This is a genomic window from Idiomarina sp. OXR-189, from assembly GCF_034373425.1.
GTDB classification, from domain to species: Bacteria; Pseudomonadota; Gammaproteobacteria; order Enterobacterales; family Alteromonadaceae; genus Idiomarina; species Idiomarina zobellii.
The window spans coordinates 1,806,307-1,819,586 of record NZ_CP139706.1 but is presented as its reverse complement, the minus strand read 5'-3'; the positions used below and the strand labels follow the sequence as shown (position 1 = coordinate 1,819,586).

At 47.3% G+C, this 13,280-nt stretch carries 18 protein-coding genes; 8 read left to right on the top strand and 10 right to left on the bottom strand.

All coding sequences use genetic code 11. The features are described 5' to 3' along the window. The first annotated feature begins 2 nt into the window (after positions 1-2). From UM402_RS09015 to UM402_RS09005, 3 genes are read left to right on the top strand one after another with little or no spacing between them, the layout of a single operon-like run. Entirely contained in the window at positions 3-251 is a 249-nt protein-coding gene (locus UM402_RS09015; RefSeq protein ID WP_053952570.1) for a YcgL domain-containing protein, read from the top strand. After that, positions 245-1,237: a lytic murein transglycosylase gene (locus tag UM402_RS09010; RefSeq protein ID WP_082343077.1), complete on the top strand. Its 993-nt coding sequence runs from the start codon at positions 245-247 to the stop codon at positions 1,235-1,237. The genes UM402_RS09015 and UM402_RS09010 overlap by 7 nt, the downstream gene beginning before the upstream one ends. 15 nt (positions 1,238-1,252) lie before the next feature. Beyond that, the gene (locus UM402_RS09005; RefSeq protein ID WP_289117915.1) at positions 1,253-1,696 is read left to right on the top strand and encodes a YcgN family cysteine cluster protein; all 444 of its coding nucleotides are present in this window, start codon (positions 1,253-1,255) and stop codon (positions 1,694-1,696) included. A 3-nt stretch (positions 1,697-1,699) separates the two neighbouring features. Here UM402_RS09005 and dsbB read toward each other — a convergent pair whose 3' ends face one another. After that, a complete protein-coding gene (gene dsbB / locus UM402_RS09000; RefSeq protein ID WP_058578758.1) occupies positions 1,700-2,245 on the bottom strand; it encodes a disulfide bond formation protein DsbB in 546 nt (181 codons plus the stop codon). A 143-nt stretch (positions 2,246-2,388) separates the two neighbouring features. Between dsbB and fadR the strand changes: the two genes are divergently transcribed. Together fadR and UM402_RS08990 are read left to right on the top strand one after the other, a co-directional pair. Further along, the gene (gene fadR, locus UM402_RS08995) at positions 2,389-3,099 is read left to right on the top strand and encodes a fatty acid metabolism transcriptional regulator FadR (protein ID WP_053952568.1); all 711 of its coding nucleotides are present in this window, start codon (positions 2,389-2,391) and stop codon (positions 3,097-3,099) included. 111 nt (positions 3,100-3,210) lie between these two features. Then, complete coding sequence (locus tag UM402_RS08990) at positions 3,211-3,660, top strand: TM2 domain-containing protein (protein WP_053952567.1); 450 nt, start codon at positions 3,211-3,213, stop codon at positions 3,658-3,660. A gap of 128 nt (positions 3,661-3,788) precedes the next feature. Here the strand turns inward: UM402_RS08990 and UM402_RS08985 are convergent, their stop codons facing one another. Beyond that, positions 3,789-4,370 (bottom strand): superoxide dismutase, encoded by a 582-nt coding sequence (locus UM402_RS08985; RefSeq protein WP_053952566.1) that lies wholly within the window; start codon positions 4,368-4,370, stop codon positions 3,789-3,791. A gap of 210 nt (positions 4,371-4,580) precedes the next feature. Here UM402_RS08985 and UM402_RS08980 point away from each other — a divergent pair, with 210 nt between their 5' ends. Beyond that, on the top strand, positions 4,581-4,919 hold the full coding sequence (locus UM402_RS08980) for a Grx4 family monothiol glutaredoxin (protein ID WP_053952565.1): 339 nt from the start codon (positions 4,581-4,583) through the stop codon (positions 4,917-4,919). Positions 4,920-5,043: 124 nt separating this feature from the next. Next, positions 5,044-5,649 (top strand): peroxiredoxin, encoded by a 606-nt coding sequence (locus tag UM402_RS08975; RefSeq protein ID WP_053952564.1) that lies wholly within the window; start codon positions 5,044-5,046, stop codon positions 5,647-5,649. A 67-nt stretch (positions 5,650-5,716) separates the two neighbouring features. Here UM402_RS08975 and rnt read toward each other — a convergent pair whose 3' ends face one another. Continuing rightward, positions 5,717-6,355, bottom strand: coding sequence for a ribonuclease T (gene rnt, locus UM402_RS08970; protein ID WP_058578759.1), 639 nt, complete (start codon positions 6,353-6,355; stop codon positions 5,717-5,719). Between the two features lie 140 nt (positions 6,356-6,495). Here rnt and UM402_RS08965 point away from each other — a divergent pair, with 140 nt between their 5' ends. Further along, the gene (locus UM402_RS08965) at positions 6,496-7,392 is read left to right on the top strand and encodes a flagellar protein MotY (protein WP_058578760.1); all 897 of its coding nucleotides are present in this window, start codon (positions 6,496-6,498) and stop codon (positions 7,390-7,392) included. Positions 7,393-7,396: 4 nt separating this feature from the next. Here UM402_RS08965 and nth read toward each other — a convergent pair whose 3' ends face one another. From nth to rsxA, 7 genes are read right to left on the bottom strand one after another with little or no spacing between them, the layout of a single operon-like run. Then, positions 7,397-8,032, bottom strand: a complete 636-nt coding sequence (gene nth, locus UM402_RS08960; protein WP_058578761.1) for an endonuclease III — start codon at positions 8,030-8,032, stop codon at positions 7,397-7,399. Between the two features lie 9 nt (positions 8,033-8,041). Then, on the bottom strand, positions 8,042-8,728 hold the full coding sequence (locus tag UM402_RS08955; protein WP_053952560.1) for an electron transport complex subunit E: 687 nt from the start codon (positions 8,726-8,728) through the stop codon (positions 8,042-8,044). Then, a complete protein-coding gene (gene rsxG / locus UM402_RS08950) occupies positions 8,725-9,366 on the bottom strand; it encodes an electron transport complex subunit RsxG (RefSeq protein WP_053952559.1) in 642 nt (213 codons plus the stop codon). The genes UM402_RS08955 and rsxG overlap by 4 nt, the downstream gene beginning before the upstream one ends. Continuing rightward, the gene (rsxD, locus tag UM402_RS08945; RefSeq protein ID WP_058578762.1) at positions 9,363-10,421 is read right to left on the bottom strand and encodes an electron transport complex subunit RsxD; all 1,059 of its coding nucleotides are present in this window, start codon (positions 10,419-10,421) and stop codon (positions 9,363-9,365) included. The genes rsxG and rsxD overlap by 4 nt, the downstream gene beginning before the upstream one ends. Next, the gene (rsxC, locus tag UM402_RS08940) at positions 10,418-12,058 is read right to left on the bottom strand and encodes an electron transport complex subunit RsxC (protein WP_058578763.1); all 1,641 of its coding nucleotides are present in this window, start codon (positions 12,056-12,058) and stop codon (positions 10,418-10,420) included. Before rsxC ends, rsxD begins: the two co-directional genes overlap by 4 nt. Continuing rightward, entirely contained in the window at positions 12,055-12,636 is a 582-nt protein-coding gene (rsxB, locus tag UM402_RS08935) for an electron transport complex subunit RsxB (RefSeq protein WP_058578764.1), read from the bottom strand. The genes rsxC and rsxB overlap by 4 nt, the downstream gene beginning before the upstream one ends. Further along, positions 12,637-13,218, bottom strand: a complete 582-nt coding sequence (rsxA, locus tag UM402_RS08930) for an electron transport complex subunit RsxA (protein ID WP_053952646.1) — start codon at positions 13,216-13,218, stop codon at positions 12,637-12,639. Positions 13,219-13,280 lie beyond the last annotated feature (62 nt).

Genomic DNA, 13,280 nt, shown 5'->3' with positions numbered 1-13,280 from the left:
TTATGTTGTGCGATGTGTATCGCAGTTCCCGCAAAGCGGATACCTATGTTTACCTTCCTCATGGTGAAGACTTCAGTGAATTACCGGATGCCCTTGTGCAAAGTTTCGGTAAAGCAGAGAAAATACTGACCATAAATTTAACAACCCGTGAACAACTGGCTCGTTTGAGCGTCAAAGAATTAACTGAGCACTTGGCCAGTGACGGTTTTTATTTACAGCTTCCACCTAAGCAAGAGGACATTTCATGTTAATCAAATTCGTGAGTAGTGCGTTAATTGGGGCGTTGGCACTTGTCAGTGTGAGTGCCTCTGCACAAGAGAAGAGTGTTGAAGAAAAGTTTTCTGACTATGTTGAAGCGTTAAAAGACGAAGCCAGAGGCAATGATTACAGCGAGGAAACACTGGAAAAGGCCTTTGCGAAAGTAAAGTATTACGAGCGAGCCGTTGAACTTGATAAGAACCAGCCGGAATTTAAATTGACGCTGGACACTTATCTGCCTCGCGCAGTACCTGAATGGAAAGCAGAAAAGGCATTAGAGAAATACGAAGAGCATAAAGAGTTGCTGGAAAAAGTAGGTAAAGAGTTTGGTGTTCAGCCACGCTTTATCGTCGCTTTGTGGGGAATTGAAACAAACTTTGGCTCTTATACGGGCGGCTTTGACGTGATTTCCGCATTGACCACACTGGCATTTGACGGTCGTCGTGAAGCTTTCTTTAAGAAGCAGCTTTGGCACGCATTAACCATCATTCAGGACGGGCATATTGCGCCAGAAAAAATGCAAGGTTCCTGGGCAGGCGCTATGGGGCAAACTCAGTTTATGCCCAGCTCCTTTATGAATTACGCGGTGGATTATGACGGCGATGGACGTAAGGATATTTGGGGCAGCTACCCGGACGTGTTTGCTTCTGCCGCTAACTATTTGAGCTCGGTCGGCTGGCGTGACGACGTCACCTGGGGACGTCAGGTGCAGCTACCAGAAGGGTTTGATACCTCTTTGTCTGGGCTGGACACGAAGAAAAAGCTCAGTGAGTGGGGCGACTTAGGTGTTACTCGATACGATGGTTCAGAACTGCCTCAACGAGACGACATTGAAGCGTCAGTCGTCATTCCTGATGATAAAGAAGGCCGTGTTTACCTGGCTTATGCGAATTATGACGCACTGATGCACTGGAACCGTTCACATTACTTTGTTGCCGCTGTTGGTTACTTGTCTGACCGTATCCGCTTCCCCCGGTAATCGCCGGAACTGAGTATGGGACGTTTGATGGCTTGGTATGAAAAGCCTTTGCAAGAGCTGACCACTGCTGAGTGGGAGGCTCTCTGTGACGGTTGTGGACAGTGCTGCGTCAACCAGTTGATCGACGAAGAAGATAACCTTTACTCGACCGACGTAGCCTGTAAATTACTCGATACTGAAACAGCCCGTTGCAGTGACTATGCAAATCGTAGCCGCCGTGTTCCTGCTTGTGTGACGTTAACGCCGAACAACATTGAAGATGTTTACTTCATGCCGGCGACCTGTGCGTATCGGCTAAGGGCACAGGGACAGCCACTACCCAAATGGCATCCGGTAAGGCATGACGGAAGTAAAGAAGCAATGAAAAAGGCCGGCTATTGCGTTGCCGGCCATTGTATAAGCGAGTCAGAGTACCACGGGGACTTAGAGGACAGAATAGTCACCTGGCCCCTTAGTTAAGGGTTATTTATGATAAAGAACTAAACCGTCACGTTTTTTAAATAAGCTAATAAAGTGGGCGATAGTGACAATAACCGCGATAACGAGTAACCCGCCGAATATAAATGTCATCCAGCCAGGCATACCCATTCCAAGCCACTGCCAGTCGATATCACCGCATAACCCCGGTGCGGCGAAAAGGCCCGGAAGCCACTCGTGTAGAGGTGCCCAACCTGGAAAGTTCGGCGCGCTTTCGCAGACGGCGAAAAAAGCGTTTTTAGAAGTTTGTAAGTCCCAGTGGTCATAGGCAATACGGAGGCCTTCAAAGCTGCTGTAAAGCCATCCCAACAGGCCGGCCCAGCGCAGTAAGGCGAAACCGGATCCTATGAGTCCCACAATGGCTGATAGCGCAATGCCGACAACAGCCATGCGTTGATAGACACATTTAACACAAGGCTCAAGCCCTAATACAGCCTGAAAGTACAAGGCAGCCCCTAACAGTGCAGCGCACCCCAGAAAAAGAAGAAGCCAGGCAAACGGTTTGGTCGGCCATTGACCTATAGACAGCATCACTCTATTCCTTAAGAAAGTGTAAAAACGATGAAACCATACCCAAATGCTTTGGGAATGTCGATATAAAGGCTGAAGTTATCTTGTCCGACCTCGTATAAGGCTGCTAGAATCACTCTATCATTCAGCATTTGGGCGGGAAAATGATTATAAAAGCCAAAAGTCCGGCGGGATTTGCCGAAGAGTATATCGTTAAGTCTATTTGGAACGGGCATTTTGCGCCAGGAACCATTTTACCCGCAGAACGTGAATTATCGGAGCTAATTGGCGTTACTAGAACGACGTTACGCGAAGTTCTGCAACGCTTAGCTCGTGATGGTTGGTTGACCATTCAACATGGCAAACCGACTAAGGTGAATAACTTCTGGGAAACCTCCGGGTTAAATATACTGGAAACCTTAGCTCGTCTTGACGAAGATGGCATGCCTGAGCTAGTGGATCAGCTGTTGTCTGCGCGTACAAACATTAGCGCAATTTATATTCGAGCTGCGATCCGCCATAACCCAGCCCGTGTTATTGAGCTGATAGAAGCGGCCAAAGAGCTTGAGGATGACGAAAAGAGCTTTGCTGAATTTGATTACCAGTTAAACCATGATTTAGCGATGGCGTCTGGAAATCCTATTTATGTACTCGTCTTAAACGGATTCAAAGGTCTGTATTCTCGTATTGGGCAGTACTACTTCTCCTCGCCCGAGGCTCGTCAGCTGGCTCGAGACTATTATGAAAACTTAGTGAACTGCGCCGAAGAAGGCGACTATAACGAGTCGGTAAACCTTGTACGCCGCTATGGTTATGAGTCTGCGGAAATATGGCACAGTCTGCGCGGCGACATGCCCAATAACCTAGTCGAATAAAGCGCCTGAAAGGCGCTTTATTTATGGCTAAAAATTTTGCGTTGCTTAGCTATTTACAATTCTATAACCTAGTAGTTGATACCTACCTAATAGCGAAAAGGAAAATAAAAAATGAAGGGATCAGTACTAGATTTTGACGAAGGCAACCGTAGCGGCATTATCTCTGGTGAAGACGGTAATCGTTATACTCTCGATATTTCAGAATGGAAAGGAAACCAGCTGCCGAAAGCGGGTGCAAAAGTTGATTTTGCAGTCACTGGTGATAAAGCGGAAGGGGTTTACCCTGACTCTGCGGCTTCAAATACCAGCACATCGTCGAAGAAAATTGCCGCCGCTGTCTTGGCCTTTTTCTTAGGCGCTTTTGGTGCCCATAAATTCTATCTGGGATACACCAAAGAAGGCGTTATTATGCTGTTGGTGTTCTTGTTTGGTTTTATCCTACTGGGAATCCCATCATTCATCATTGGTATTATCGCGTTTATTGAATTCATTATTTATATCGTTAAGCCCGACGATGAATTCGAGGAAACCTATGTTCAGGGACATCGTCCTTGGTTCTAAAAGGGCATCGTCCTTGGTTCTAAAAGGGCATCGTCCTTGGTTCTAAAAGGGCATCGTCCTTGGTTTTAAGAGCTAGGCAATAAAAAAGGCGCCATTGGCGCCTTTTTTATGATTAAAACTCAGTACTATTAGCCTAAGTTTTTGTTCACAAAGTCCCAGTTCACTAACTTCCAGAACGCTTCTAAGTAGTTAGGACGAGAATTGCGATAGTCGATGTAGTAGGCGTGTTCCCATACGTCGACAGTTAACAGTGCTTCAACACCGTCGTGTGCAACTGGAGTATCTGCGTCATCCGTATTCAGGATATCAACAGAGCCGTCAGATTTTTTCACTAACCAAGTCCAGCCTGAGCCGAAGTTGCCTGCAGCGCTTGCGTTGAACTCTTCCTGGAACTTCTCGAAAGAGCCCCATTTGTCGTTGATAGCATCAGCAACTGCACCTGTTGGAGCGCCGCCACCGTTAGGGCTTAAGCAATTCCAGTAAAACGTATGGTTCCAGACTTGAGCTGCGTTGTTAAACAAACCACCTTTCTCAGACTTAATGATGTCTTCTAACGATTTGTTTTCAAGGTCAGTCCCTTTTACCGCGTCGTTCAGCTTGTTGACGTAAGTCGCGTGGTGTTTGCCGTAGTGATATTCTAAAGTCTCTTCTGAGATATGAGGCGCTAAAGCGTTTTTCTCATAAGGAAGAGCGGGTAGTTCAAATGCCATAGTCTCTCTCCGTAGTTTTTCTTTTAGGGCAAATTAGTATCCGGTGGCCATTTACTGAGCCACCAGAAGACGAATTGTGTTCTTTGTATCTACGTTATATAGGGTTGGTTAGATTGCTTTTCAAGGAAATCTTTCAATTTAGGCAAATCTTTTCTGCTGTGCTAGAATACTTGAGTGTTTTAATCAACCATTATTTAGAGCAGAGGTGTTATGGAAACGGTTGACAGAATTAAGCAGCAAATCGAAGAAAATCCTATTTTGTTATACATGAAAGGCTCGCCGAAACTGCCAAGCTGTGGCTTTTCGTCACAGGCATCACAAGCATTAATGGGCTGTGGTCAGCCATTTGCTTATGTTGATATTCTGCAGAACCCAGACATTCGTGCGGAACTGCCAAAGTACGCAAACTGGCCAACCTTCCCACAGCTTTGGGTTGAAGGTGAATTAGTCGGTGGTTGTGATATTATCATTGAGATGTTCCAAAACGGTGAGTTGCAGCAACTGATCACAGAAGTTGCAGAGCGCCATCCGGAACCTTCAGCAGAGTAAAATAGCTGAACGAATATTAAGCAATCGGTCAAAAGTTTTGACGGACCCCCTTGTTTTTGACTTGGGGTATCCCCATTACCGATTGTGAAGGTTTCATTTACTTTAACTGAAATGGAGAGAATCAATGTCTGTATTAGTAGGTCGTAAAGCACCTGATTTTACTGCAGCAGCGGTACTTGGCTCAGGTGAAATTGTTGAAGATTTCAAACTGTCTGACCATATCAAAGGCAAAAAAGCAGTTATTTTCTTCTACCCACTGGACTTCACTTTCGTATGTCCTTCTGAGCTAATCGCTTTTGACAAGCGTTTAGAAGAATTCAACAAGCGTGGCGTAGAAGTTATCGGTGTTTCTATCGATTCTCAATTTACGCACAACGCATGGCGTAACACGTCAACTGACGACGGTGGTATCGGTCAGGTGAAATACCCACTGGTTGCTGACGTACGTCACAGCATCTGTAAAGCGTATGACGTTGAACACCCAGAAGCAGGCGTTGCGTTCCGTGGCTCATTCCTGATCGACGAAGACGGTATGGTTCGTCACCAGGTTGTTAACGACTTACCATTAGGTCGTAACATCGACGAAATGCTGCGTATGGTTGACGCATTGAACTTCCACCAGAAGCACGGTGAAGTTTGCCCAGCAGGTTGGGAAGAAGGTAAAGAAGGCATGAAAGAAAACGCAGAAGGCGTTGCTTCTTACCTGTCTAAAAACGCTGACAAACTATAAGCGTTTAATGATATTAAAAAAGTCGCTCTTCGGAGCGACTTTTTTGTTTTCCCTTTGTGTTTTTGAGCTAGTCATTAGAAGCCAGTGGCCAGCCACCTAAATCTTTCCAGCGGTTGACCATCCAACAGAATAATTCAGCTGTGCGCTCAGTGTCATAGAGAGCGGAATGCGCCTGTTTACCATCAAACTCAATTCCCGCAGCCTGACAAGCTTTTATAAGCACCGTTTGTCCTAGTGTCAGAGCAGCCAAAGACGTGGTGTCAAAGCTTACAAAGGGGTGAAACGGATTACGTTTTAAATTGGCCCGTTCAGCCGCAGCCATGACAAAACTATGGTCAAAGTTCGAGTTATGACCGACCAGAACTGAGCGTTGACAGCCCGCTGCTTTTTGCGCTTTTCTAATGGGCTTAAACATTTCTCGTAGTGCCTCTGACTCCGGGACTGCGCCGCGCAGGGGGCTGTCTGGGTCAATACCGTTAAAATCGATAGCTGCTTGCTCTATGTTAGCGCCTTCAAAAGGTTCAACGTTATAATGCACCGAGTCAACCGGCTTTAAAGTGCCGTCGCTATCGAAGTCCAGCAGTACCGCCGCTATTTCTAAAAGGGCATCTGTTTTTGCGTTAAAACCCGCGGTTTCAACGTCCACAACGACAGGCATATAGCCACGAAACCGTTTCTTCATTAGCGACTCAGAAGTGTCAGACATAAAGACCCTTTAGTTATTTAGCTGGTTATTTCAATTTGCGCCTATTATGCCAAAGATATATCGATAATGCTGAGAGAAACTCTAAAGCGCAGCGAATAAATGCCGATAAAAGCGTATTAGAATTTTAAACCGGAGTGCCTATGAAAAACTGGCCGATGTTAACTGCGGCTGCAGCGTCTGTATTGCTGGCAACGAGCCAGGCAAACGCCAATGCAGTTAGGCATTACAGTGCTGACCTTGATAGCTCGTCGTGGCAACTTAGCGAGGCCAGTCGGTTGGAGTGTGCGTTAGAGCATGAAATTCCGCGCTACGGTAAAGTTCGTTTTCAAAGCGAAGCCAGTAAAGAACTGAACTTACGCATGAAAATGGACATGAAAAAGTTGCCTGACAGCTATGATGTTTCAGCCATTGAGTCTGTGCCACCTCGCTGGCGGCCGGGGCAAGCGAGCTATCAAATTGGCTCTATGCAGCTCTATAAACAGTTTAATGGCGAGTTACAAAAGCAACTGGCCTGGACACTGTTGAGTGAATTGGAAAAAGGGCGCTATCCAACGTTTTTCTACGACGACTGGTACAACAATCGTGATCAGGTTGCTGTGTCATTGTCCTCGGTGAACTTTCGCAGCAAATACGACGACTTTTTAAGTTGTGTCAATGCACTGTTGCCGTTTAGCTTTGAAGACATTGCTTACACGGTATTGAATCATGAAGATGGCAGTGAAAAGCTGACGATATCGTCACAGCGCAAGCTCAAGCAAATTAGCGACTATCTGAAAGTTGATAATGATCTTGAGTTGGTGCTTGTCGATGCTTACACCGACTCACTCGGAGCGCGGGGGCCAAACCAAGAGTTAACCGAAGAGCGAGCTAAAGAAATACAGGCGTTTTTTGTTGAGCGTGGGATAACGGCTGATCGCATAAAAACCGTTGGGCACGGTGAGGACCGACCGATTAAATCGAATGAAAACGAAATTAATCGTCAGTTAAACCGCCGGGTCATTGTGCAGCTGGCAAAACCGTCAGGGATTGAGCTTTAATCGCTCAATCGCTGGTTTTGTCTTTAAATTCGCACAAGTCTTCAATAATACACGAGCCACAGCGAGGTTTTCGGGCAATACAGGTGTAACGTCCGTGCAGAATTAACCAGTGGTGCACATCGACTTTAAACTCCGCCGGCACCACTTTTATCAGTTTTTCTTCCACTTCTTTAACGTTTTTTCCCGGTGCCAGTTTGGTGCGGTTAGACACGCGGAAAATATGGGTATCCACAGCAATGGTCGGCCAGCCGAACGCGGTATTTAAAACGACATTAGCCGTTTTACGTCCGACCCCTGGCAGAGCTTCCAAGGCGGCTCTGTCTTCCGGTACTTCACCACCGTATTGCTCAACCAGAATTTTACAGGTCTTGTAGGCGTTTTCGGCTTTGGAATTAAACAGGCCGATGGTTTTTATGTATTCTTTTATGCCATCCACACCCAGAGCCAGCATTTTTTCTGCGGTAGGCGCTGCGGGAAAGAGTTTACGAGTGGCTTTATTAACCCCAACGTCGGTAGCCTGTGCGGATAACAAAACCGCAATCAATAACTGAAAAGGGGAGTCGTATTCCAGCTCCGTGGTTGGGTTTGGGTTATTGTCGCGAAGACGGCTTAAAATTTCGTAGCGCTTAGTTTTATTCATAATTAATTATTACTGTTGTGCGGTTACACGGGCGCGGGTGACGGTTTTCTTCTCTGCGCGCTCGGCTTTTATGGCATCAATTCGGTTTTTCAGGGCAATAATAAAGCCCATACCAATAAAGGCGCCTGGCGGCAATATGGCTAGCAGAAGCGGGTAGTCAACGGTGAATAACTCAATTCTTAATTGAGCGGCCCAGTCGCCAAGTAAGAGCTCTGCTCCATCGAACAAAGTACCATTACCAATAATTTCACGTATGGCGCCCAGCAGCATAAGAACCAGAGCAAAGCCAACACCCATCATCAAGCCGTCAAATGCCGCTTTCTGCCACGGGTTCTTAGACGCATAAGCTTCGGCACGGCCGATAATGGCACAGTTTGTGACTATCAATGGAATGAAAATGCCGAGCGATTGGTACAGCTCGAACACATAGGCATTCATGAGCAATTGAATAACAGTAACAAAGGTGGCAATGACCATTACAAAGACCGGAATGCGTATTTCCTGAGGCACAAAACTGCGCACGAGTGACACGGTTACATTAGAGCCGATAAGCACAAACAGTGTCGCCAAGCCGAGTCCTAAAGCGTTAGTGACAGACGCCGTGACAGCCAAGAGAGGGCATAAGCCAAGTAGCTGCACTAAAGCCGGGTTGTTATCCCAGAGTCCTTGCCAGGTTAGTTCTTTGTACTCGTTCATTGTGCGGCCTCCTCACAGCGCTGAAGCTCAGCATTGAATAATGTGTCCGCGTTTTCTTCTAGATAAAGTGTCGCTCGTTTGACTGCGCCAACCACCGCTCGCGGTGTAATGGTTGCGCCTGTGAATTGATCAAACATGCCACCGTCGCGCTTTACTGCCCAACGGTCATCGTCTTCGGATTTAACTCGCTTGCCTGAAAACGACGTGATCCAGTCGTTTTTCTCTATTTCTATTTTATCACCCAGGCCTGGTGTTTCCTGGTGGCGCAAGGTCCTGACACCCAGTAACTCACCTGAAGGTTTCACCGCCAGTAATAAACGAATGGCACCTGAGTAGCCATCGGGAGCGACAATTTCGGCAGCCAACGCGGTGGGTTCATCGTTAACCCAGGCTCGATACATTGGGTGCGGTTCGTTGCTACCCAGTGCGTTATGAGTCACCAAACGACATGACTGGTAAAGGTCATTGTCGTGCATTGCCGGAGGAATGAGTTGATTAAGCGTGCGCAGTACCTGAGCTTGCTGTTGTTGCGCTATTTTATCTTTGGTCAGCACTTGTACGCCCACCACTAAAGCCGTAGCAATAACCGCAAAGGCGGCCAGTATAAGGCCGTTTTTCTGCATACTATTAATGGTCATTTGCGTTCTCCGTGACCATAAACGGTTGGTCTTGTATAACGATCAATAATAGGAACACACATATTGGCTAACAGCACCGCGAACGCAACACCGTCGGGATACCCACCCCAGCTACGGATAATAAACACTAATAAACCGATTAACACGCCAAAAATAAAGCGGCCCCGATTCGAGGTCGCCGCAGAGACCGGGTCGGTCGCAATGAAAAATGCGCCAAGCATTGTTGCGCCGCTCAGTGCGTGAACCACAGGCCCTGCCATAAGGTCGGGGGCGAACAGATAAGCAAAGAAGGCCGGAACACACAATCCCGCGATGAGTCCGACAGGAATGTGCCAGCTGATAATACGTTGCTGTATGAGTAACAAACCACCAATGAGAAAGCCGAGGTTAACCCATTGCCAGCCAGCGCCCGCTAAAAAGCTAAACTGAGGTTTGGCATATACTTCGGTCAGTGTGAAGCCCTGTGTTAAACCTGTTTTTATGGCATCTAATGGGGTTGCCATAGTGACACCGTCAATACCGGCACGTAGCTGTTCGACGCTGTAACCTGCCGGTGTATATTCAAACAGTATGGTGTGTAGCGTCTGCCAAAGCGTGAGTGAATGCTCACCTATTGTTGATGGTGGTAGCCAGTTGGTCATTTGTACCGGAAAAGATATTAGTAATAAAACGTAACCCGCCATCGCCGGATTAAACAGGTTTTGTCCCATGCCACCGTAAACATGCTTAACGACGACAATGGCAAACAACGTACCAATAACAATGATCCACCAGGGGGCTAAAGGCGGAATACTAATGGCCAACAAAATGGCAGTGACCAAGGCTGTATTGTCTCGCAGGGCCGACATAGCGGGGCGATCACGAGCAATAATACAGGCTGACTCAGCAATTAAAGCGGTAATTACAGCCAGGATTATTTGAAACCAAACACCGAAGCCGAAGAAATAGCTTTGTATCAACACACCGGGCACCAGCGCGTAGCAAACCCAGCGCATCATGCTGCTGGTACTGTGTTGGCTGTGCCCATGAGGTGACGACGCTATTTTAAAACTCATGACTCATTTCCTTTCGCTGAGTTATTTTCTTCATCGGCTTTTTGCGCCTGGGCGGCTTTTTTGGCTTTTGCACGCGCAATTGCAGCAGCAACGGCAGCAGACTTGCCGCCTGACTCGGTTTTTTCTTTGTTGTCTGTCGTTGCGGTTTCCGCTTTTTCAGCCTGGGCTTTCTTGCGGGCTTCGGCTGCTTTTCTATGGCGCTCTAAGCGCTCCTGCTTCTCACGCTCTAAACGCTCTTGTCGAGCTTCAAAGCGCTGGCGCGCATGTTCCGCTTTAGCTTTTTCACGAGCAATGTTGCGAATCTCTGCTTTCGCTTTCCGATAATAGTGCACTAAGGGAATTTCGCTAGGGCAGACATAGGCGCACGCGCCGCACTCTATGCAGTCAAACAGGTTTTGCTCGTCCAGCGCGTCATAGTCTTTGGCTTTAGCCAGTAATTGCAGTTGCTGTGGCTGCAAGCTGGCCGGACAGGCGTCGGCGCAGGCACCGCAACGTATACAGGCTAATTCAGGCCCCGGTGCCGGCAGCTCTGCTTCTGTCGGAGCCAAAATACAGTTGGTGGTTTTTATGACCGGAACATCAATGCTAGGTAGCGTAAATCCCATCATAGGGCCACCCATAATGACGCGTTGTTTATTTTCAGGAGTAAACCCAGATTCCTTTAGCAAATGTTCAATAGGGGTTCCCAACAGCGCCCAAAGGTTACGCTTTTCTTTTATGGCATCGCCGGTGACTGTCACAACACGTTCAAGTAGTGGCTCACCATGAATAATAGCGCGCTTAATGGCGTATGCGGTTCCGACATTTTGCATCAAATAACCAATATCCATTGGCAGTTTGCCGCTGGGGACCTGCTCACCGGTCAGTAGCTCAATGAGTTGCTTCTCGCCGCCGGAAGGGTATTTTGTTGGTACGACCTTTAGTGCTATTTGCGAGTCGTCCCCAATGGCGGTGCGAATAGCTTCAATAGCCTTAGGCTTATTGTTTTCTATGGCGAACAGCACGGAATCACAATGAGTAATGTACTGAAGAATTTTCACACCCGCGATTATGTCTTCAGCGTACTCCTGCATTAACCCATCGTCTGCGGCAATATAAGGTTCGCACTCAACGCCATTAATAATGAGATGACGCAAAGGCTTTTGCTGGGCCAGTTTTTGCGCGGTTGGGAAACCCGCTCCACCTAAACCGGCAATACCGGCTTGTTGAATCAGCTCTAGCAAGCGGGAGACTTCAACTTCCCGATAATCCGGAATGGCGTGCTTATTGCCCCAGCGGTCTTCGCCGTCGGGTCTTATTACAATGGCTAGTTCGGGCAAACCTGAAGCATGTGCCGTTGGGCGTTCTTCAATAGCGTGAATAACACCGGACGTCGGGGCGTGTAGTGGCAGCCCCAGACTCAAACTGGCCTCGGTGAGTTGCTGACCTTTATCAACCGTCTGACCCGGCTCAACTAACATATTGCCCGATGGGCCAATATGCTGACGTACCGGCAAAATTAACTCGTTAGGTAAAGGCAGCGAGCGTATTGGTTTGTTACACGCAGGTGCTTTTCTCTCTGGCGGATGTATACCACCAGGGAAATGCCCAGATACATTGCTTGACACATAAATGGTGTTGTTATCTGGACGACTCATTCAACCACCTTCACCGGAATACTGTTCTTTTTGATGTTTTCTTTAACCGTATCGAGATCCCATTGCCAGGTTTCAGGGCTTGCTTTGACAGAGACCATATCGATGCAGTCGACCGGGCAAGGCTCAACACATAAGTCGCAACCGGTACATTCGTGTTCAATAACGGTGTGCATTTGCTTGGCCGCGCCTAAAATAGCGTCGACAGGGCAGGCCTGAATACATTTAGTACAGCCTATGCATTCGTCTTCCCGAATAACGGCGACTTTTTTGACGTCTTCTTCACCGTGCGCGGAGTCTAAAGGTTTTGCCTCAACACCCATTAAGTCGGCCAATTGCTTGATAGTTGCTTCGCCGCCTGGAGGACACTTATTGATATCGTCACCGTTTGCGATGGCTTCGGCATAAGGACGACAGCCTGGATAGCCGCATTGCCCACACTGGGTTTGTGGCAGAATTTCATCGATTTGGTCAACAATAGGGTCGCTTTCAACTTTAAACTTAACCGCAGCAAAGCCTAGAATAACGCCGAATATCAGCGCTAAAATGCCAAGTGTAATAACTGCTCCTAATACACTCATTTAACTGCTCACTAATCCGCTGAAGCCCATAAAGGCAAGAGACATAAGACCGGCTGTTATCATTGCTACCGCTGAACCTTTAAAGGTTACTGGCACATCGGCGGCAGCCAGACGTTCGCGTAACGCTGAGAAAAGAATAAGAACCAGCGAGAAACCAATGGCAGCGCCAAGTCCATAAACAATAGACTGAACGAAGTTGTGCTGCTCATTAATGTTCAATAAAGCCACACCCAGTACCGCACAATTGGTTGTAATTAGCGGTAAAAATATGCCCAGTAAGCGATATAAGGTAGGGCTGGTTTTATGCACGACCATTTCGGTGAACTGAACAACCACCGCAATAACCAGAATAAAGCTCAGTGTTTGCAGCGACATAAGTCCTAACGGCTCGAGTAAGTATTCATTCACTAAATAGCTGCAAACAGACGCTAATGTCAGTACGAAGGTCGTTGCTGCGGACATACCAATAGCTGTGTCGAGTTTATTGGATACCCCCATAAATGGGCACAAGCCAAGAAACTTAACGAGCACAAAGTTATTTACCAATACTGTGCCAATTAATAGCAGCAAATAGTCGGTCATTGAGCATTCCGCAACAGTGAAAAATAAAGAGCGCATATTATCGGTGTTTTGAGGCTTATAAA